Genomic DNA, 21,010 nt, shown 5'->3' with positions numbered 1-21,010 from the left:
AAACGTGCGATTGCGCAATTAATGTGGCGCAATACGTGCGTTTATCTGTATGTTGCGAGGTTTATATGGTGGATTCTGTTCCAGTTTTTGGTGCAAACACTTATTCGATCGATTCGAGTGATAGTAGTGCAGAAGTTCCTGCGGTTTCTATTCGCGGATTTGTTAAGACTTTTGGCAAGAAAGTTGCTGTAGATAATCTTTCGCTAGATATTCCAGCAGGATCCTTCTATGGATTAGTAGGCCCTAATGGTGCTGGCAAAACTACTACTATTAAGATGCTTACGGGCTTGCTTATGCCAGATGCTGGCTCGGCTTCGATTTTTGGCAACGATGTTTGGAGTGACGTAAATAGCGCTAAGCGTGCAATCGGTTTAATGCCTCAAGCAGACGAGATTTTTAAGACGATTACTGGCCTTCAGCTTTTAACTTACGCTGGCATGCTTCGCGATATGAGTCGCGCGGAATCCGTAAAGCGCGCAAACGACTTGCTTTCTGCTTTCGACTTAACAGAAGCTGCAAACACTATGGTTTCGGACTATTCAACTGGTATGACTAAGAAGATTTGCCTTGCAACAGCAATGATTCACAGCCCGCGCGTGCTTGTGTTGGACGAGCCTTTTGAGGCAGTGGACCCTGTTTCTAGCGCAAATTTGAAGGATATTCTAGCCGAGTATGTTTCTACTGGCGGCACTGTGATTATTTCTTCGCACGTTATGGAATTAGTTGAAAAAATGTGCTCGCATGTTGCGATTATTAACGAAGGCCACGTTGCAGCTTCTGGCACGCTTGAAGAAGTTGCTCAAGGCAAAGATCTTGAAGATCGCTTTATGGAGCTTGTTGGTGGACGTCATTCTGCTGCGCGCATTGATTGGCTTAACGGCGGCGAGTCTTATAACGCAACGCCAATCGCAAGCAACCACAACGCGTGAGCGAAAGGCGGTAAGTAATCATGTCTATGATTTTTACAATGGTTCGCCTTCGTTGGGCGCTTACTTTTTCCGTTATGCGAAAGTCGAGTTGGCAAAAAATCGGCTTTGGTATATCAATTGTTTTTGGACTTGCGATTATATGCGCTCTTGGTTTTGCAGGCTGGGAAGCAGGAAAGTATCTTAATCCAGGAATGCTTGCAGACGCTAAAGATTGGCAGGAATTCCAATTGATTCCAATAATGATTGCGTCGATTGTGTCAATTTTTACGCTGTTTATAAACTTGTTTATGTTAGGCAGTGACACAACACTAAAATCGCGTAGTTTTGCGCTTTACGGCATTCCTCACGTAAATCAGCAAGCTGGCATGCTTCTTGGCTCCCTTTTTGGAGCGATTTCAATAAGTTGCACAATCGCGCTTGCTTTGTGGTCTTTAGCGTACAGAAGCTTTGGAATTGTGCCGGTTTTAGTCAGCGTAATTGCAGCTCCGCTTTACGTTGCAACAATCGTGTCTTTAAGCAAAATGCTTATTGAGCTTTTGGACACTATTTTAATAAACAAGCGTTCAAGAAACATTTTTTACTTTGTTATTTTCGTAGCGTATATGCTTTTTGTTGCGTCAATGAATACGCATAGCCCCTCGCAAATTGTAATTTCGCTAGGTACAAGTTTCTGCGCTGTTTCCGCTTTTACGCCGTTAAGTGCGGCTATGGCTTTGCCTCTTGACGCCATTAATGGCAATTGGCTTGCGCTTGTTATTCGCTTCCTTATTTGCGTTGTGACGATTGCTGCTTGCTTTGCAATCTCTGTATTTTGCGCAAAATTAGAGCCTAAGCTACTTCGCGGTGAGCAAAAAACAGTTGTTAAAACTAAGGGAATCGGCTTCTTTGCATCAGTTCCAGACAACATAGTTGGTGCGATTATTGCGCGAATTATTAGCGTTATGAGAAGAGATATGCGTCAACTGTTTTTGCTTATTGCGCCGCTTTTTATGCTGGTAGTTGCAGGAGGAACTAGTTTTAATGCTAAAGGATTTGGTTCTATAGCACAGGACATAGGTGTTTCTGGCTGGATGATATATGCTGCGACGCTTATGGGAATGGTTGTTGGAAACAATATTGCATACGATGGAATAGCTTTTACTATGCATGCGATTATTGGCGTAAAAGGTTTGCACGATCGTTTAGCGCACGCAATAGTTTGGTCCGTGATTTGCGCTGTGTACTTTGCAATTCTTGGAATAGGGGTTTACGCTTTCCTTTTCTTTGTAGCAAATGTTCAGCAAAATATGAATGCAGTTATGTTCCAAACTCTTTCTCCAATCGGAGTAGCTTTTGCTACCATAGGCATTGGCTTAATTTCTTCGTGCATTGCAATGTACCCTGTATCGTCAATCGAAAAGCCATTTTCTAGGCCGCAAGGTTCTGCTGGCGGGCGAAGTTTTGCAGCTATCGGCTTTATGCTTCTTTCTGTAGTTTGCATGATTCCTTCGGTTGCGGCTGTGATTGCGTTTATTATTCTTGCGCCGCAACTGCTGTGGATTGCATGCATTCTGTTCGTAGTGAACGGCGCAATTGTGTTGGCTGTTGGCGTAATTATTGGTGGCAAAGTAATGGATAAGCGCATGATTCGTATTGTAGAAAACTTGCGCAGATTCGCCTCGATTACTGCTTGAGTATTAATGCGCACGTAAGAGCTGTGATTTATGTGTGCAAGCGTATAGCTTATGTAGACTTTATGTAGTTCTTATATAGTCTACATGGCTTGTATAGTTATACAGAGTTGCAATTAATCGGTAAAACAGGCGGCGTGCGCATGCAAGACGATGAAAACGTTAAGAATCCAGATAATATAATCGAGATTCCCGAAGATGCTTTTACGTCTAAAGAATCAAGAGAAAAAGCTGGATTTACGTCTAGCTTAGGTGCGCAAAAGCCGCCAAAGTCACGTAATCGCGCTGTCGTGTGCTTAATCGCAGCTGCAAGCGTTGTATCACTAATGTGCGGATACATTCTGTTCGATAGCAAAGATCTTTTGCAAAATCGCGATTTTATTCAGTCGCGAATGGCAATTAAAAACGATAAATCTTTGCAAGAGCTAAGCAGTCCAAAACCTAAGAAAATAGCGCATTACGCGTCTTTAATAAAGCAATTAGATAAAAACAAGCCAGTTGACAAAGCTGCTGCGGAAAAGGTTTTGCAAACATTCCTTGAAAATCCCGCGCTTGGGCCAAATGCGGCGGCTGTTATAGCGGATGCAAACGGGAAGATTATTGCTGCAAAAAACGAAGATCTTGCTTTGCAACCAGCGTCTACAATGAAAACGCTTACGGCACTAGCTGCCTCGCATACTTTAGACATGGCTTCAACGCTAGACACGCTGGTTTATGCAAGCTGCGACGATAGTGGGAGTGCTGCGCGTTTGGTTTTGCGCGGCGGCGGAGATATGCTGCTTGGTGCTGGGCAAAGCGACCCGAATCACGTAAACGGTAGAGCAGGTTTAGAAACTCTTGCAAATAAAACGGCTGCAGCTCTTAAAAAGCGGGGCGTTAAGATTGTTCAGTTTGCTGTTGACGATTCGCTGTTTGGTGCAAAAAGATATCCTGAGCTTATTAGCGAAAACGATGAGGAAGGCCGTTTTTATGCGCCAACGTCTTCTGTGGCTGTAGATGAGGGGCGTAATCGCGATTTTGCGGCGTGGGTTTCGTACGGAAACGACGCGGACGATACCGACGATTATCCGCTTTTAGATAGGCATCCTGCTGTTAGTACGGGTTTGATTTTTGCAAATTTGCTGCAAAAGTCTGGCATTGACGTTCGCGAATGGAAGGGTGATTCTGCAAAAATCACTAAGGCAGCTAAGGTGTCTGGCGCAGATTCCATGTATGTTAGTTACAAAAAACCGCTTATTTCCGCCGATTTTAGCCCGATTGCGCGCGTTTGTTCTGCTCCGCTAAGCGAGATAATGGCGTACATGCTTAGGCATTCCGACAATTCCCTTGCAGAAGAGTTCGGGCGTTTAACTGCGCTCGCAATGCGCAAGCCAAATTCTCCAAAGGGTGCGACTTTGGCTGTGCAAGATGTTTTGCGTGATTTAGGTATTGATATAAACGGATTGCATATGTCGGATTGCTCGGGACTTTCGCCTAAATCCGCTGTTCGTGCGGTTACTTTGATTCAAGTTCAAGCGCAAAATCTTAAGGCGGGGCTTGGTGCTGCTGCGGCAGAAGGCTTGGCTTTGCCAGGCGTTTGGTGTACTTCTGCTAGAAAGCGTCTTGTTGATAAGTCGGCCGCTGGATTAATGCGTGTTAAAACTGGATTTTTGGGTGATGTTTCGTCTATGGTTGGCAACGTTTCTAGAAAGTCGGGAGGCGCACTAACTTTTGCGGTTGTTGTTAATCCTCCTGGAGACGTTAACTACACTTATGTTGGCGTTAATAAGATGATGGCCGAGCTGACCAATCTTTAGCCTCGTTCGCCGCGCGAATCTACTTCGATTTTTCCGTGTTTTGTTGTTCAAAATGGCAAAATCAACAACAAAAAGCGCAAATTTTTCCCGAGAATGTTGTTCAAATCGGTGTGTTGAGCTACAAAATCGGGAAATCGCTAGCGTTCACAAATCGTTATAGTATGCGATTTTCTGCTTGCTTCATATCCTCCTGGAAGAGCAATCTGCTTTTGGCCATGCCAGTTTGTTATTAGCTCGTCAATTGATTCTATATGATTTGACGAAAAGCGTATTCCAGCAGCACTTAGCGCGCGAGCTACGATTCGCCGCCTAATCGAGATGTGGCTATTTTCTAGAGTCGCAAGTTTGATTTTGACTTTGCAATCCTCTTTTACAATCGCCTCTTTTTCTACAAGATTTACTTGCGAGTTTATGTAGTCTAGGTCGTCTTGAGCAAATTTCGCTCCTTTTGCAAGCAGCAAAGTCATATCTGAGTCAAAAAATCGCGAAATATACGGCATAAGTGTATGCCTGATTCTAGAGCGCAGCGGGTAGGATTTTGGCAGCTCAACATCGATTGGCGATGAATCGCCGTTTGTTGGATCGTCCCACCATTCAACGCCCAAATCCTTGCAAATCTGCGTGGTTTCAAGTCGCGTAAGATTAATTAGCGGCCGAGCAAATAGCACATTCTCCCTAACTGTAACGTCTTTCATTCCAGCCACGGCCTCCAAGCCAGCAGAATCGCGCAATCCCATTAAAACCGTTTCTGCTTGGTCGTTTGCTGTGTGTGCTAAAAGAACCGCCGACGCGCGCAAGTCTTTTGCAACTTCAATAATCGCAGCGTATCTAGCATCTCTGGCTGCGCTTTCTTCTCCCTTTTCGTTATCTTTAACTTGCACAGATTTAACAAATACAAGCGACTCGTCTACTCCAAGTTTTGCAACAGTTTTAGCAGCATTAAGCGCCACTTTGCTGGAGTCTTTTTGAAGATTATGATTTACGATTATTGCTGCGCATTGAATCCCTCTGCTTGCGCACACTTTTGATGCAAGCGCCGTTAGCGCAAGTGAATCGCGACCGCCAGAGCATGCGATTAATACGATTGGAGCGTTTGGATGCGTTTCGTGTTCGCCGTGTTGCAAGAATTGAGGGTCTTGCACGCCTAACCCTATATTATTAAAGCAACGTTTTACTTGGCCGATTCCTTTGCGCCAACAAGATGAGTACACCATGCTTATAGTCTAAATCCTAATGCGTAAGTTGTAACATGTCCGTCATTCTCTTATGCAATTATAGTTAGCATGCAAGTTGCAGATATAAGAGATGATATTGATTACGAATTAATCAGCCACGAAGAGCTTATGAAGCGCATTCGCGAGGTTGCCGCTCAAGTTAGCAAGGACTACAAAAACCGCGATATTTTGCTTGTTGCAGTGCTTAAAGGCGCTGTAAACACGCTTGCTGTTTTCTCGCAGGAGCTTAGCCTTAACGCGCCGATGGACTTTATGAGTCTTTCTAGCTACGGAAGTGGCACTAAGACCAGCGGCCAGATTACGGTTCGCGAAGACTTAACTACAGATGTTCGCGGCCGAGATGTGCTGATTGTTGAAGATATTGTTGATTCGGGCAAGACTCTGGACTGGCTTGTTAGGGAGCTTAAGGGCAGGGGAGCTGCAAGTGTAAAGGTGTTTGCGCTTTTAACAAAGCCAGCTCGCCGAGAAGTGGAAGTAGATATTGCGTACACTGGTTTTGAGATTCCAGACGCGTTTGTAGTCGGTTTTGGCATGGACTATGACGAAAAGTACAGGAATCTTAATTCTATTGCGGTTCTTAAGCCTTCTGTGTATGAGTCTTGATTAGATGGTTGCAATTGAGTAATCTTGATTGATTACATGCTATTTATTTAGCGATTAATTACAGCGATTACAGCGATTACGCTTTGGTTGCTTGCGATTAGTGATTACGTGTTTAGACGAGTGTTGTTAGTTAGAATCCTGAAAGGAGTCTGATTGTATGGGCGCTTCTCCAATGTCGCCTCGCGGACCTATGGGTGGACCTATGAAAAGTCCTATGGGAGGAAACGGCAACAATCCGTTCTTGCCTCCTAATTTCGGAAACAATTCAAATAAGAATAAGAACAAGAATCGTAATAAGAATAATGGCAATCAGAATAATGCCAATCCAAAGGATGGCAATAATTCCGATTCCAATCGTAAGTTCTTTAAGTCTCCTTGGACTTGGATTGTTATTTTAGTTTTGCTTTCTGTAGCCGCATTCCAAATGTTTGTGCATAATGGTTCACAAACAATTGACACTCAAGATGGCCTAGAGTTGCTCGATAAGCGTAGTGCAAATTACGTTGAGGTTATAGACAACAAGCAGCTTGTTAAGCTTACTCTAAACAATAAGTACGTTAAGCTAGATAAGCGAGATAAGCAAAAGCACGATTACGGAAAAGATGTTCAGTTCTACTACACGATTGCTCAAAGCAAGACAGTTGTGCAAAAGATTCAAAAAGCTAAGCCAGCAAATGGTTGGACTGTTAGCATACAGACTTCTAGCATTTTCTCGTACTTGATTACGTCTATGCTGCCGATTTTGATTCTGCTTGGACTTGTTTGGTTCATGTTTGGCAGAATGGCAAGCGCAGGCGGCGGAATGCTTGGCATGGGTGGCGGCCGCGGCCGTGGAAAGCTTTTGGAAGGTCAGACGCCTAAAACTAAGTTTGCAGATGTTGCAGGCGAGCAGTCTGCTGTAGAAGAAGTTGAGGAGATTAAGGAATTCCTTAAGGATCCTTCTCGATACAAGGCTTTGGGCGCGCGCATTCCGCGTGGCGTGCTGCTTTATGGCCCTCCAGGAACTGGTAAAACTCTTCTTGCGCGTGCTATTGCAGGCGAAGCTGGCGTGCCGTTCTACGCCATGGCTGGTTCGGACTTTGTTGAGATGTTCGTTGGTCTTGGCGCGTCTCGCGTGCGCGAGCTGTTTGATGAAGCTAAGAAGAACGCTCCAGCAATCATCTTTATTGACGAGATTGACGCTGTTGGACGCCGCCGCGGAAGTGGCATGACTGGCGGCCACGATGAGCGCGAGCAAACTCTTAATCAGCTGCTTGTAGAGATGGACGGCTTCGATAACGACACTAATTTGATTATTATTGCCGCTACAAACCGACCAGATGTGCTTGATTCTGCGCTTTTGCGACCAGGCCGATTTGATCGCCAAGTGGCTGTGGAAGCTCCAGATTTGGAAGGCCGAGAGGCGATTCTTAAGGTTCACGCTAAAGGCAAGCCTTTTGTTCCAGACGTAGATCTTCACATGGTTGCTGTTAGAACTCCTGGATTTACGGGCGCGGATTTGGCTAATGTGCTTAACGAGGCGGCTTTGCTTTGCGCTCGCTCTGGCGCTCAGCTTATTGACAATCGCGCTATTGATGAGGCAATTGACCGCGTTCAGGCTGGTCCTAGAAAGAAGTCTAAGGGCATGGCTTTGGATGAGTTGCGTAACACGGCTTATCACGAAGGTGGACACGCGCTTGTTGCTGCTGCTTTGCATCACACGGATCCTGTTACTAAGGTTACGATTTTGCCTCGCGGCCGCGCTCTTGGATACACGGCTGTTATGCCAACTAGCGACCGCTATTCTCAGTCTCGAAACCAGCTGCTAGATCAAATGGCGTATGCTATGGGCGGCCGTACTGCGGAAGAGGTTGTGTTCCACGATCCAACTACTGGCGCTTCTAACGACATTGAGAAGGCTACAGCAATCGCTCGCAAGATGGTTGTTGAATATGGCTTCTCATCTAAGCTTGGTGCCGTAAAGTGGATGGACGCAGATCAAGATTCTTCTGGTTCTTTGGATTCTTTGCAATCGCGTAAGTTCTCTAATAAGACTGCGGAAGTGATTGACGAAGAAGTTCATAAGCTTATTGAAACGGCTCATACCGAGGCTTGGCAGATTATTAACAATAATCGCGATATTTTGGATGAGCTTGTTAGCAAGCTTCTTGTTAAGGAGACTCTTAACGAGAAGGAACTTGAGCAAATCTTCTCTAAGATTCGTAAGGCGCCAGAGCGCGATTTGTGGCTTTCTAATGCGGATCGCCCAGATTCGCCGCTCCCGCCTGTGGAGATTCCAGAAAGCTTAAAGAGGAATGTTGCAGGTGCGAGTTTAGAGAAGGGCGATAAGGATTCGGATTCTAATGCTTCTAAGGCTGGTGCTGCAGCGGATTCTGCAGCGCAAAAGTCGCAAGCAACCGCAGAAGTGCAAGAATCGCACGAGTCTTCCTATAACTCAAATATCGCAAATACTACAAATGCCCTAAATAGCCCAATGCAAACAACCGCAGTGGTTTCTATGCAAGGCAAAAAGAGCGATTCAACAATGCGCGCAATGCTAAACGTATTAAGCGAACTTGAGCATAAAGATTTGCATAGTGTAACTCAAGTCGAAGGCGTTTCGGCGCTTTACCAGGCAAGCAATGCAAACGGTGAAGATTTTTGCGCGGTTGTAGTGGCGTCTACAACAATGAGCAATCAGGAATTTGCGCAAAGAATCGAGCAAATGCAACGCGATCAAATTGATGGCGATTCTGCCAGCTCTTTAGATTTGCGCTTAAACGTTGTTGGAACAAGAGAATACGGCTTAGATAGCGCGTCTACAAAGTCAATGGATTCAAGCAATCCTTTGCACTTAAGTGCTGCGCAATTGGAGCCGTGGATGCAAGTTGAGCCAGATGCTGCAATTGATGACGAGCCAGTCTCTTACAAACTTGCGCTTTTGCAAGATGCTTCGCAAGTTGGCGTTTATTCTGAGCGCTGGATTATTGGGGAGTGCTGATGAAAGCTTACCGTACGCCTTGGTGGTATTTTGCGCTTGGACTATTGTTTGGATTTGTATTCGGCGCGTTTTTGGTCTCGATTACAGAATCTAGCGCAATATCGCTTTCGGGAGCTCCGTGGATTGTTTTGGCTGTTATGATAATCGGCGGAATAGTCACGTTTGTTCTTGCTTGGCAAACGCATCAATACGCTACTTCTAAGCCAAAAGAGCGCAAGCCTTTTAACATGCAAATGGCTGTTTCGGCGTTAATGCTTGCAAAATCGCTTGGAATGGCTGGTGCTATTTTAACGGGCTGGTATGCAGGTCAGATTTTTGTTTGCTGGCCGCACGCGGATATTCCGCTTTATTCCAACGTTATTCGCGAATGTGTTATTGCGGGAATCGTGTGCATTATAGACATGATTATTGGCATTGTTGGCGAATGGATGTGTCAGATTCCTCCAGAAGATGGAGCGGATGCTGCTGGCGATTCTTCGGATCGAGCGCAGAAAGCGGCGGCGGTTTAATGGCGGTTAGCTGCGATTAATGTAGAAAATGGCAACTAACGGCAACTAATAGCAATCAAAATTGCAACTAAAATAGCGGTTTAACAATTTTAAGAAAGGTATTACTTTGGCTGAATTTATTTACCAAATGATTAAGGCACGCAAGTCTTACGGAGATCGCGTAATTCTAGACGACGTTACCTTAAGCTTCTTGCCGGGCGCAAAAATTGGCGTTGTTGGCCCTAATGGCATGGGTAAATCAACGTTGCTAAAGATTATGGCAGGATTGGAAAATGTTTCTAACGGCGAAGCTTCGATTACTCCAGGCTACACCGTTGGCATTTTGCAACAGGAGCCGCCGCTGGATGAGACTAAAACCGTTGGCGAAAACATTAAGATGGCTTTTGGTGAGATTGCTCAAAAGGTTGATCGATTCAACAAAATCGGCGAAGAGATGGCAAATCCAGATGCCGACTTTGATGCATTGATGGAAGAGATGGGCAAGCTGCAAACGGAGATTGATGCGGCTAACGGTTGGGATTTGGATTCTCAGCTTGAGCAGGCGATGGACGCTTTGCAATGCCCAGACCCAGATTCGCCTGTTTCTGTGTGCTCGGGTGGAGAAAGGCGACGCGTGGCATTGTGCAAGCTTTTGCTTGAAGCTCCAGATTTGCTGCTGCTTGATGAGCCTACAAACCACTTGGATGCGGAGTCAATTCTTTGGCTGGAACAGTTCTTGCACAAGTACGAAGGCGCTGTTATTGCTGTAACTCACGATCGCTACTTTATGGATAACGTTGCAGAGTGGATTTGCGAGGTGGACCGCGGTCAGCTTTACCCATACAAGGGCAATTACACTACTTACTTGGAGACCAAGGCAAAGCGTATGGAGATTCAGGGCGCTAAGGACGCAAAGCTTGCTAAGCGCTTGAAGAATGAGCTTGACTGGGTGCGTAGCTCGCCAAAGGCTCGCCAGGCCAAGAATAAGGCTCGTTTGGAGCGTTACGACCAAATGGAGCAAGAGGCACGCAATTCCAAGAAGCTTGATTTTTCGGAGATTCAAATTCCAGCAGGTCCGCGCTTGGGATCGCAAGTTTTGGAAGCGAAGCATATTCACAAGGCTTTTGGCGATCGCGTGCTAATCGACGATTTGTCGTTTACGTTGCCTCGTAACGGCATTGTTGGCGTGATTGGTCCGAATGGCGTTGGTAAGTCTACGCTTTTCAAGACGATTGTGGGCTTGGAGCCACTTTCTGGCGGCGAGCTTACTGTTGGAGACACTGTAAAGATTTCGTACGTAGATCAGAATCGCGCAGGCTTGGACCCAAATAAGAATTTGTGGGAAGCTGTTTCGGGAGGCCTTGATTTTATTGAGGTTGCAGGCGTTGAGATTCCTACTCGCGCATACGTTGCAAGCTTTGGTTTTAAGGGTTCGGATCAGCAAAAGCTTACGGGAGTGCTTTCTGGCGGCGAGCGTAACCGCTTGAATTTGGCTTTGACTCTTAAGCAGGGCGGCAACTTGCTTCTGCTTGATGAGCCTACTAACGATTTAGATGTTGAAACTCTTGAAAGCTTAGAGAACGCTTTGCTTGACTTCCCAGGATGCGCTGTGGTGGTTTCTCACGATAGATGGTTCCTTGACCGCGTTGCAACGCATATTCTTGCTTGGGAGGGCACAGACGAGAATCCTGCAAATTGGTACTGGTTTGAAGGCAACTTCCAGGCGTACGAGGAAAACAAGATTGCGCGCCTTGGTGAGGAAGCTGCTCGCCCGCATCGCTTGCACAGAAAGCTTACGCGCTAGTCGCAAGTTGTGTGTTGCTGCGGCTGGCGGCTGGCAGCTAATCGCAAGCTGTTGGTGGCAAGTCGTAAGTTGCTAGTCGCAAGTCGCAAGCTTTTAGCAGCAAGACACAGTCTGTTGGCGGCAAATCGCCTTGTAAAACGCTAAAGCAAATATCTTAAACGGTAGTCGCGCTAAAATCGTGTATTGAGCTAAAAAAGGAGTGCAAATGCCAATACTAGATAAAAATGATTCTGCTAAAGTTAAGGAATACGAGGACTTTGTAAAAAATTCTCCGTACACTAATGCAATGCAAGACATGGCATGGGCAAAGGTTAAAAACAACTGGTCTAGCGAATACGTTTATCTGGAAGAAAACGGCAAGATTACTGCTGCAGTGTCTATTCTTGGCATTAAGGCTGTAGACGATAAAACGCTGTTTTACGCTCCTAGAGGCCCAGTTTGCGACTTTTACGACGTTGAAACCACTAAAAAGCTAATCAACGAAGCAAAGCCACTTTTTGAAAAGTACAACGCATTTTTGCTTAGAATGGACCCTTGCGTTCAAACCGACGAGGCTCTTATAGAAAAGTATAGGGCAGCTGGCTACACGTTTAGAGGCCAGGGATTCCACCCTAAGTCTTACTCCAACCCGCTTCACGAGATTATGCTTAAGGTTGAAGGCAAAACCGAAGAAGAGCTTATGGCTGGTTTTAGCACGCTTACAAGAAGGCATATTCGTGCTGGCATTAAGGCTGGTGTTGCAACTCGCTGGAGTAGGTCGGAAGAAGACTTGAAAACCTTCTACGAGCTTACAAAAATTATGGCCAACAGGCACGGCATTAAATATAGGCCATTTGAATACTTTGAGCGCTTGCTTGCTGCCTTCCCACAGATTGAGATTTGCACTTGCGAGTACGAAGGCGAGCCAGTTGCAAGCATGCTTTCGTTCCCGTACAAAGACACTTTGTGGTACATTTACGGCGCAACGCAGACCATGCATGGAAAGGTTGCTCCAGGCTATACGTGCATTTGGAATTTGATTCTGCGCACTAAGGAGCTTGGCTTAAAGTGGTTCAACATGGGCGGAACTTATTCGCTTAGCATGGACGAAGGCCTTTACTTCTTTAAGAATGGATTCTGCAGAGCGAATGATCCTTTCACTTGGATTGGCGAGTTAGACGTTGTTATTGACCAGGATGCCTACAAGAAGTTTGTTGGCAGATGGGATGATTTGCCAGAGACTAAAGCTGATGCTTCTAAGAGTGATGCGGAGAGCGCATCCGCTAAGTCGGAGTAATATTTAGCTCTAATGGCGCTTTTGCGACTAGTTGCATGTTTTGTGGCTAGTCGCTTTTATTTTCCGTGCGAGTCTTTCCGCTTTTTGTACGTGTTTTAGGTCGAATTTGGTACAAAGTGCGTTAATCACACAAAATTCATCATACGAATTAATCTTAAATTGTATAAAACAATTAGTAGAATATGCCTTGCATAGTTATATGGATTTTGCGGTCTGGTTGGCGCATTAATCCAAAGAAAAAGATAATGGAGTAAGAGTATGTCTAAGAAGATTCGTGTAGTTAAGCACTATTCTGGCGTTTATTCTGGTGTTGGGGCTGATTCTCAGCCAGTTCTTTCAAAGAGCGTTTGCGCTGCAATGCTGGCTGGCGCAATGGTGCTTGGGGGGGGGGTATTCGTTTCCTCGCCTGCCTATGCTGACGGTTATGTAGACGGCACTGGCAACAATGTTTATTACGGTTTCAAAACTGATGCAAAATATGCCGAGGCTCATTTCAACATTGACGTTGAATATTACGATACCTTTGAGCACGCCAAAGAAGGCGGTACTACAGGCATAGACCCTCTTGGTAAATTTGTTCGTGTTCATTATCTTTCTAATTGCCACGACAATGCTACAGCAGACGAATGGAAGTTCCGCCCTATGTGGTGGTTTGGTGTTCCTGCTGGTTTAAAAGATCCTCAAGATATTCAATTTAAGCGTATTGAAAAGTTAACACAAAATGGCAAGCAGCAGGTTAAACCTGCTGGTTCTTCGCAATTTATTACAACCGACGCAAACGGTTATGGTGCAGTTTCGGACAAACATTTTAACAGCCCTAAGCAATGGAATAATATTTCTAATTATTATTTTAGTGACGAAAATATTCTTGCAAGCAAGGGCTGGAAACAGCTTATGGGCTTGGGTACCAAAAACAATAAAGGTTACGATAATACGGGCAATACCGCACAACAATGGGAAGAATACCAAAAGCAAACTCAAGGCCTTAAGGGTATTTTTGTAGACTGGGAATCTGCTGGTCAGCGTTGGTATGATATGACCTACGTTTCCGAGATGGAAGATACTGCCTGGAAAGAGCGCGATAAGAATCCGCTTCGTTTTGCTGCTGGTGTTTATCGCTTTGCAGGTAACTGGCACTATGCTGTTGGTCAAAAGCACAATACTCCAAAGATTGCGGACCATTTGAAGCTTGCGTATCCAGAGGTTACGAAGGTTAAGAAGCTTGACGATGTAAGCCCCGATGAGCAAAAGGCTATTAAAGCAAAAATTGAAAAAGCAAACGAAAGCACCACGTACTATAAAGAATTAGTTGCCAAAGATGGTGTTGTGGTAAATAAGGATGGCTCTGCAACTATCACCTTTAAAGACGGTACCAAGCGCACTATGCCAGCTAGCTTGCTTGTAACAAAAGACGAGTACGATAGCGATAAGTATAAGCCAACTTTGCCTGCTGCAACTCCTGTTGTAAATCCGAGCGCTTTGACGAAGGAAGATAAGGAAGCTGTTATTGATGCGTTCAAGAAGGCGAACAAGGATAATAGTGATTTTAACAGCCATCTTGCTGAAACTGACGGAATTAAGTTTGATGATAACGGCAAGAACCTTGTTGTGACGTACAAGGATGGCTCCAAGGCTACGATTCCTGCGTCTGAGCTTGTGTTCCAAGGGCCAAAGATCTCCGACTGGGCTCCTTACGTTGTGCCTGATCCAATTGAGGTTGAGAATCTTTCTAGCTTGACGGAACAAGAAAAAACGCAGATTATCAATGAATTTGATACAGCCAACACTGGCATAACGCCGTATGACGAGGCAAAGACTAAAAATGGTAATAAAGCACCTGTTGCGGTAGATGCCAACACTGGAAACGCAACAATCAAATGGGCAGATGGCTCAACAACCACTATCGCAGCGTGGCAGTTCTTAAAGCAGAAGCCAAAGACTACGCCATCTCCAGATCCATCAGTGCCTACTCCTGCAGCCGAAAAAGAGTTCATTGTTGAAGCGCCTCAAAACCAAAAAAACGTCAAATTTGATCCCTTCAATATGAAGGAAGAAGATTTAACAACTTATAATAAAGCACTTGGTGCAGCTAAAGATGCGTTTAAGAAAAAAACTAAAGGTAAGGATGCTAAAGATAATTCAGAGGTAACTATTACCGATGTTTCGTATAACGTGAAAGATGGTAAGGGTTACATTACCTTTAAAGCCGATGGCTATAAAGATGCTACCTACCCAATGAGCGTATTCTTCAAGCAAGAAATTAATACGCAAACACCAACCCCAGATACCACTTTGCACCATCCAGGTCAGATGACTGCATATAAGTATTATGTGGATCCAGTACAAGTAGATAACGTTAATTCCCCTCAACCCGCAGATCAGATTGCTGCGTTTAAGAAGTTCATTCAAAAGAACTATACTAACGTAAACGAAAGTGAGTTGAGTACAGGCTCGTATTCTCTTAAAGAGAATAATACGCCTGTATCAGGTGTGACCAATATGCAACGATATGTTCAGGGTGAGCATAATGGCGTAGGCGTAGTAACGTTTAGCCTTAATCAGGACGGAACCATAGCTGTTCAAGGTTTTGAAACTGGTTGGAATAGCTCAGATAAACTATTTGATGTTCCTTTAACAGATTTGTATGTTAAAAAGAACAGCTCTCAACCTCAAAAAGACAATACGATTGAGGATTTGAAGAAGCAAGCAAAAGCGCTGTTAGATAAACGCAGGAACACTGACAAGCTTACCAACGACGATTTGAAGCGCGCTGGTATTACAGATCCTGATCAGCTGAATGATGCCAAGATTGATGGCATGTCGGAAGATCAAACTACAGAGAAATATTTGCGCGATCTTATTCGCAAGCTTACTGATGCACGTAAGGCTGATTATAAGTACAAGACGGATCCGTACGAGGTTGCTAATCCAGATGCATCTATGCCTGATGCTGATTTCCAAGCTGCAGTTAAGAAGTTCTTGCACGCCAATTACGACGATAGTAAAGCAACTGATAAGATTGATAGTCTTACCTTTGCTACAAACAGTGCAACGCTAACAGGTAAGGGATGGACTCCAAAGGAAGGCACTTCTGACTTGGAGCTTAATTCTGATACGGTAACGTATGGCATTTCTTCTCTGGCCAGGGGCGATGACGGCAAGAGCCTTGTATTCAAGAATGGCGAAACGACACTGTTCACCGTGCCTGCAGACAAGCTCTACAAGAAGAAGACTGCAGATCCTACTCCTGCGCCAACGCCTGATGATAAGCAACTCCAGCAGATGAAGGATGATGCGAAGAAGATTATTGATAAGAATCCGTATTTAACTCCTGATCAAAAGAAGGAATTTAAGAATAAGATTGATAATGCTCCTGATGAGAAAACTATCAAACAGATTCTTAAAGACGCTAATGATAAGGGTAAAGAGAATAAAAACAACACAACTGATCCTAATATTCAGCAAACCATTAACAATAACAAGAATGGTGGCGACGAAAAGAAGAATCAGGAGCTTAAAGCTGCTAAAGAAGCTGCTAAGAAAGCAATCGACGCTCTTAAGAATTTGTCAAATGAAGAAAAGACGGAGTTTGAGAATCAACTTAATGGTGAAAACGTTAAGACTCCTGCAGACGTCCAGAAGATTGTTGATGCTGCAAAGCTAGCAGATGAGCTTAAGGGTGCTAAGGATGGAGCACAAAAAGAAAAGTTTGTGTTCCTTGACCACGGTACTGGTGACGATAAGCACAACGCCGCGGCTACTCACACTGAGGACGCTGCTCTCAACGAGTTGCTTGGCACTACGCCTGCAGAAGATTCTACGCTTGCAGATTTGGCTAAGAAGCTGAAGAAAGATTCTAATGCTACTGCAGAAGATATTAAGAATGCTCTTGCCGCAGCCAAGCGCCAGAATGCGATTAACGAAGAAAATGCCAAGAACGCTGGTATTGCGAAGCTTGATGCGCTTTTGCAGCAGCTTGAGGATGCTGAAAATGGCTTGAATGATACTCAGAAAGAAGCTGTTAAGAAGAAGGTAGAAACCGCCAAGACTGCAATCAACGGTGCTAAGACTTCTGTAAAAGATGCTAAGAAGCCTTCTGATATCAAGACTGCTGTTGGTGGAGTAAGCATCAAAGATGCTATGGATGCTATCAACGCGCAGGTGACTAACGCACAGAAGACAAATGCTAGTGATCCAAGTCAAACACAAAATGGAAAACTTGACGAGGAAAAGCAGAAGGCCAAAGAGCGGGTCAATGCTACTAATTTGTCTCAGGAAGAAAAGGACAAGTTCAATAAACAGATTGACGATAGTAAAAAGTCTGGCGACCCAACTGCTATTGCAAACCGTGCAGAAAAGGCCCAGAAGATTGCCGATGCTCTAAAGAAGATTGATGAGTTCAAGCATCTTAATGATAAGCAGAAGGAAGCTTTCAAGAAGATTATTGAAGATACTGATGCTGGTAATCACAAAGATGATAATGGCAATGACACTGGTGTTGACGACATTGACGATGCGCTCGCTAACGCTGCAAACACCGATAATGCTATGGCTCGTCTTGAAGACTTGAAGGTTATTGCGGATAAGTTTGCTACGGGCGATAAGTACAAGGCCTTGCAAGACGGAAATAAGCAAAAGAAGGCATTTGATGATGCCTCTACCGCTGCTGGTGCCGTGCTAGACAGAGATAAGGGCGATGCTAAGGGCGCTGCCGAAGTCAACGATATCTACGCGGATCTTCTTAAAGCAATGCAAGCGCTTGACAACACAGTTAAGGGTGCAGGTGTTAAAACCGATGCTCTTGCTGCGGAGATTGGCTCTGATAAGGGCTTGAAGCCAAGTGAAACTGATCCTAAGACTCCAGGCGATTCTGTTTATACCACTGCTTCTGCAGATAAGAAAAAAGCATTTGATGACGCTTTGACTGCCGCTGAGCAAGCTTTGAAGACTGCAAACGACGATAATGCAAATTATAAGAAGGAAGGCACCACGCCGCGAACTCCTAAACAGGAAGCGGATGCTCAAAAGAAGGTTGACGAAGCTCTAGACAAGCTCATTAAGGCTCGCCTTGCTTTGGATGGCGTTAACACCAAGCCTCTTGAGAAACAAATCGCTAAAGATGCAGATATTAAGAAGTCTGTAGAGTACACCAATGCTTCTGCTGATAAGAAGCAGGCGTACGACGAGGCTCTTCAAAAGGCTAAGGATCTTATCGATAAGCTGACCGGTAAGAAGCAGGCTAGCGCAGACGATCATCTTGACACAAAGGATGCTAAGCAGAAGGCTTTGGATGCAGCTCTTAAGGCGTTGAGAGACGCGGCTGCTGCTCTTGATGGCAAGACTACAGATCCAGTTCCGCCAAGCGGTGATGAAAATCCTGGCTCTGGTTCAGGTTCGGATTCTGGTTCAGGTTCGGATTCTGTCTCTGGCACTTCCACAAGCACGAGCGGTGGCGTTAATAAGCAGAATTTGATTAATCAGATTAATACCACCGAAAATCCAGGCGGTGCTAAGCCAGGCTCTGGTGCTGCTGGCACAAATCCAAGCACGCCAGGTGCAGGTGCGCAAGGCGCTGGTATGGGTGCTGTAGCTCCAGGCTCAGGCGCTGGTGCTGCTGGCACTGGCGCTGCGGGCGCAGCCAGTGCAGGTGTTGACAACAAGGCTGTAAACAACGCTGTAGAAAACGCTCCAGAAGTTAAGCAAGCAGATGCTGCTGTTAAGCAGGCTGCTGCTACGCTAGACGAAGCCTTGGCACAAGCTAAGCGTGTTGCTGCAGATCCGCATGCAACGCAAGCGCAAGTCGACGCTGCGGCAGCTAAGCTTGCGGATGCACGTAAGGCGCTTGCGGATGCTCAAGCCAATGCAGCAAAAGTGCGTGCAGCTGTTCGCAGCCGCGTTATAAAGGGCATGCGTTCTCGCGGAAATGCAGGTATTGCGACTGGTGCAGACGTTGCTACTACTGGATTGATGGCAACTATGATTGCAGCAATCGGCGGAGCATTTGCAACTCGTCGCATGCGCACAAAGCACGCTAATCGTGACTAGCGTTTAGTTGTAAGCTATTTAGCTTTACTAGTGTTTTACTGATAGCTGATTAGCTTTACTGGTGCTTATAGCAATACTCATAAGCCTCGTTTGGTCTTTGGCCGAGCGAGGCTTTTGTTTTCCCGAAAATGTTGCTCTAATCTGCGTGTTGGGCAACAAAATGCGGAAATGTCGCTTGCGCGATCAAGAATTACCAAGCCCTCTTACGTGCTTGAACAATTGCGCATATCTTAAATACAGGGTTTTTGTGTGGGGTGTGTGCTAATCTCGGTTAGTTCATGACTTTTTATCGATTCGTCAATCGAATTGTTCAATCATAAAATACGAAAGGCTATTGTGCCACATACTCATTATGATGCGTTTGCTAAAACGCAAGGCTCTAAGAAAACTGCTGCTAGAAAATCGAATAGTAAAAAATCCGCTGTAAGTCAAAAAGATAATAAGAATTTTTCTAAAAAAGGCTATAAGTCCAAAGAAAATCCATTTGAATATAGAAGAAATCGTAAGAATAACGAGTTTAATGCGCGTAAGAACCGCAATCGTAAGGCAGATAAAGCTAGAAGTCGCGCCAGAGAAAAAGCTTTGCAATACGAAGAGATGGCAATTCAAGAAGCTGAGAAGGACTTTGGAGAGAAGAGCTTTACTTCGCAGGACTTTAGCAAGCGCGATTTTGATAATCGCGATTTTAAGAATCGTGACTTTAAGAATCGTCGTATAAATAATCGTAATCAAAATAAGCAAAATTCATATAAGCAAAATCAAGAAGTCGAAAAAAACTCAGTAATAATTCCAGATACAGCTGTGGAATCACGCGAAAACTATAGCGATGACGTGACTTTTGCGCAGCTAGGCGTTCCGCAGCCTTTGGTGGAAGTTTTGCGCGCAGACGGCAAAATCACGGCTTTTCCAATACAACAGGCGACTTTGCCAGACTCTTTGCAAGGCGCGAACATTCTTGGGCGCGGCCGAACGGGAAGTGGCAAGACGCTAGCGTTTTCTATTCCGCTTGTTGCGCGATTGGCTGAGAACTTTGTTGATTTAATCAACTCGGGTCGCGCTTCTAGAAAAAACAAGAATCGCGAAGAAGGCGGTATTCCAGCGCCTCACGCAATGATTTTGGCGCCGACTCGCGAGCTGGTGCATCAAATCGACGACGTAATCGCGCCTCTAGCGTCTGCTTACGGCATGAAAACTGTAACGGTTTATGGCGGCGTGCGTTACAAGCAGCAAATGGCGCTTCTTAAGCAGGGAGCGCAAATCGTAGTGGCTTGCCCAGGGCGATTAGAGGATTTGCTGCGTCAAGGCGCGTTAACGCTCGAAAAAGTGATGGTAAGCGTTTTAGACGAGGCGGATGAAATGGCAGATATGGGATTTTTGCCAGCCGTTACGCGCTTGCTTGAGCAGACTGATCCAAATGGCCAGCGCATGCTGTTTTCTGCTACTTTAGATAAGCAAGTTGCGACTATAGTAAATCGCTTTTTGCCAAATGCGCTTGTTCACGCTGTAGATGACGCGGATTCGCAAGTAGACACAATGACACACTACGTTTTTGGCGTTTCTGCGGCAGATAAGTACGAAGTTTTGCGAAAGCTGGCTTCGGGCAAAAAGCGCTCAATATTCTTTACGCGCACAAAGTATCAAGCCAAGAATATGGCAAAGAAGTTTGTGCAACAGGGGATTCCTGCAGTTGATTTGCAAGGAAACTTGTCTCAAAATCAACGCGATAGGAATATGAGCGTTTTTGCTAATGGAGATGTGCGCGTGCTAGTAGCTACGGACGTTGCTGCGCGAGGCATTGATATTAGCGATGTTGCGCTTGTTGTGCAAACGGAGCCACCAGAGGACCCAAAGTCGTTCTTGCATAGGTCGGGGCGTACTGCGCGCGCAGGCGAGTCGGGCAATGTTGTGACTCTTGTGTTGCCGAATCAAAAGCGCATGGCGCATACTATGTTGCGGCGCGCTGGCATTAACGCTAAAGCGCAAGATGTTAAGCCAGAGTCGCCGATTTTGCAAGATATTGTTGGCGATTTGGCAGATTTGCAAGAGGGCTGGAGCATGCCAGAGCCAGAGCAGCCAAAGCGCAAAGGAAGAGGAAAAGGCCGAGGCAAAGGTAGAGGACGCGGACGTTCGCATGATTTGCGCAGTTCGCGTGACTCGCATAGTTCGCAACGTCACGCATAATCT

The 21,010-nt window shown here is 45.3% G+C and carries 11 protein-coding genes; 10 read left to right on the top strand and 1 reads right to left on the bottom strand.

Features of this window, described 5'->3' with window-relative positions:
• Positions 1-65: 65 nt before the first annotated feature.
• From ACPEIW_RS05260 to ACPEIW_RS05250, 3 genes are all read left to right on the top strand, one after another.
• A complete protein-coding gene (locus tag ACPEIW_RS05260) occupies positions 66-929 on the top strand; it encodes an ABC transporter ATP-binding protein (RefSeq protein ID WP_425663476.1) in 864 nt (287 codons plus the stop codon).
• A 20-nt stretch (positions 930-949) separates the two neighbouring features.
• Complete coding sequence (locus ACPEIW_RS05255; protein WP_425663474.1) at positions 950-2,602, top strand: hypothetical protein; 1,653 nt, start codon at positions 950-952, stop codon at positions 2,600-2,602.
• Between the two features lie 140 nt (positions 2,603-2,742).
• Complete coding sequence (locus ACPEIW_RS05250; protein ID WP_425663472.1) at positions 2,743-4,395, top strand: D-alanyl-D-alanine carboxypeptidase/D-alanyl-D-alanine-endopeptidase; 1,653 nt, start codon at positions 2,743-2,745, stop codon at positions 4,393-4,395.
• Positions 4,396-4,532: 137 nt separating this feature from the next.
• On the opposite strand, the gene tilS is transcribed toward ACPEIW_RS05250, so the two are convergent.
• Positions 4,533-5,609: a tRNA lysidine(34) synthetase TilS gene (gene tilS / locus ACPEIW_RS05245; protein ID WP_425663470.1), complete on the bottom strand. Its 1,077-nt coding sequence runs from the start codon at positions 5,607-5,609 to the stop codon at positions 4,533-4,535.
• Positions 5,610-5,678: 69 nt separating this feature from the next.
• On the opposite strand from tilS, the gene hpt reads away from it, so the two are divergent.
• From hpt to ACPEIW_RS05210, 7 genes are all read left to right on the top strand, one after another.
• Positions 5,679-6,233, top strand: a complete 555-nt coding sequence (gene hpt, locus ACPEIW_RS05240; RefSeq protein WP_102704931.1) for a hypoxanthine phosphoribosyltransferase — start codon at positions 5,679-5,681, stop codon at positions 6,231-6,233.
• A gap of 157 nt (positions 6,234-6,390) precedes the next feature.
• Positions 6,391-9,213 carry an ATP-dependent zinc metalloprotease FtsH gene (gene ftsH / locus ACPEIW_RS05235; RefSeq protein WP_425663467.1) on the top strand — a complete coding sequence of 941 codons (2,823 nt, stop codon included), beginning with the start codon at positions 6,391-6,393 and terminating at the stop codon, positions 9,211-9,213.
• Entirely contained in the window at positions 9,213-9,722 is a 510-nt protein-coding gene (locus tag ACPEIW_RS05230; RefSeq protein ID WP_016831152.1) for a DUF3180 domain-containing protein, read from the top strand. Before ftsH ends, ACPEIW_RS05230 begins: the two co-directional genes overlap by 1 nt.
• A 106-nt stretch (positions 9,723-9,828) precedes the next feature.
• A complete protein-coding gene (gene ettA / locus ACPEIW_RS05225) occupies positions 9,829-11,505 on the top strand; it encodes an energy-dependent translational throttle protein EttA (protein WP_004130043.1) in 1,677 nt (558 codons plus the stop codon).
• Positions 11,506-11,710: 205 nt separating this feature from the next.
• Complete coding sequence (locus ACPEIW_RS05220) at positions 11,711-12,781, top strand: lipid II:glycine glycyltransferase FemX (RefSeq protein ID WP_425663464.1); 1,071 nt, start codon at positions 11,711-11,713, stop codon at positions 12,779-12,781.
• Positions 12,782-13,039: 258 nt separating this feature from the next.
• On the top strand, positions 13,040-18,826 hold the full coding sequence (locus tag ACPEIW_RS05215) for a GA module (protein WP_425663462.1): 5,787 nt from the start codon (positions 13,040-13,042) through the stop codon (positions 18,824-18,826).
• 336 nt (positions 18,827-19,162) lie between these two features.
• The gene (locus tag ACPEIW_RS05210; RefSeq protein WP_425663460.1) at positions 19,163-21,007 is read left to right on the top strand and encodes a DEAD/DEAH box helicase; all 1,845 of its coding nucleotides are present in this window, start codon (positions 19,163-19,165) and stop codon (positions 21,005-21,007) included.
• Positions 21,008-21,010: the final 3 nt, after the last annotated feature.

Origin of the sequence: Gardnerella piotii (assembly GCF_049815665.1) — a bacterium.
Lineage (GTDB): Bacteria > Actinomycetota > Actinomycetes > Actinomycetales > Bifidobacteriaceae > Bifidobacterium > Bifidobacterium piotii.
Note: the sequence above shows the minus strand (reverse complement) of the source record. Positions and strands in the feature narration are given on the sequence as shown.

Bases quoted from the DNA above. Each gene is read 5' to 3' on its own strand.
- ACPEIW_RS05220 (WP_425663464.1), top strand. From the start codon at position 11,711: ATGCCAATACTAGATAAAAATGATTCTGCTAAAGTTAAGGAATACGAG.
- ftsH (WP_425663467.1), top strand. From the start codon at position 6,391: ATGGGCGCTTCTCCAATGTCGCCTCGCGGACCTATGGGTGGACCTATG.
- ACPEIW_RS05260 (WP_425663476.1), top strand. From the start codon at position 66: ATGGTGGATTCTGTTCCAGTTTTTGGTGCAAACACTTATTCGATCGAT.
- tilS (WP_425663470.1), bottom strand. From the start codon at position 5,609: ATGGTGTACTCATCTTGTTGGCGCAAAGGAATCGGCCAAGTAAAACGT.
- ACPEIW_RS05215 (WP_425663462.1), top strand. From the start codon at position 13,040: ATGTCTAAGAAGATTCGTGTAGTTAAGCACTATTCTGGCGTTTATTCT.
- ACPEIW_RS05230 (WP_016831152.1), top strand. From the start codon at position 9,213: ATGAAAGCTTACCGTACGCCTTGGTGGTATTTTGCGCTTGGACTATTG.
- ACPEIW_RS05250 (WP_425663472.1), top strand. From the start codon at position 2,743: ATGCAAGACGATGAAAACGTTAAGAATCCAGATAATATAATCGAGATT.
- ACPEIW_RS05255 (WP_425663474.1), top strand. From the start codon at position 950: ATGTCTATGATTTTTACAATGGTTCGCCTTCGTTGGGCGCTTACTTTT.
- hpt (WP_102704931.1), top strand. From the start codon at position 5,679: ATGCAAGTTGCAGATATAAGAGATGATATTGATTACGAATTAATCAGC.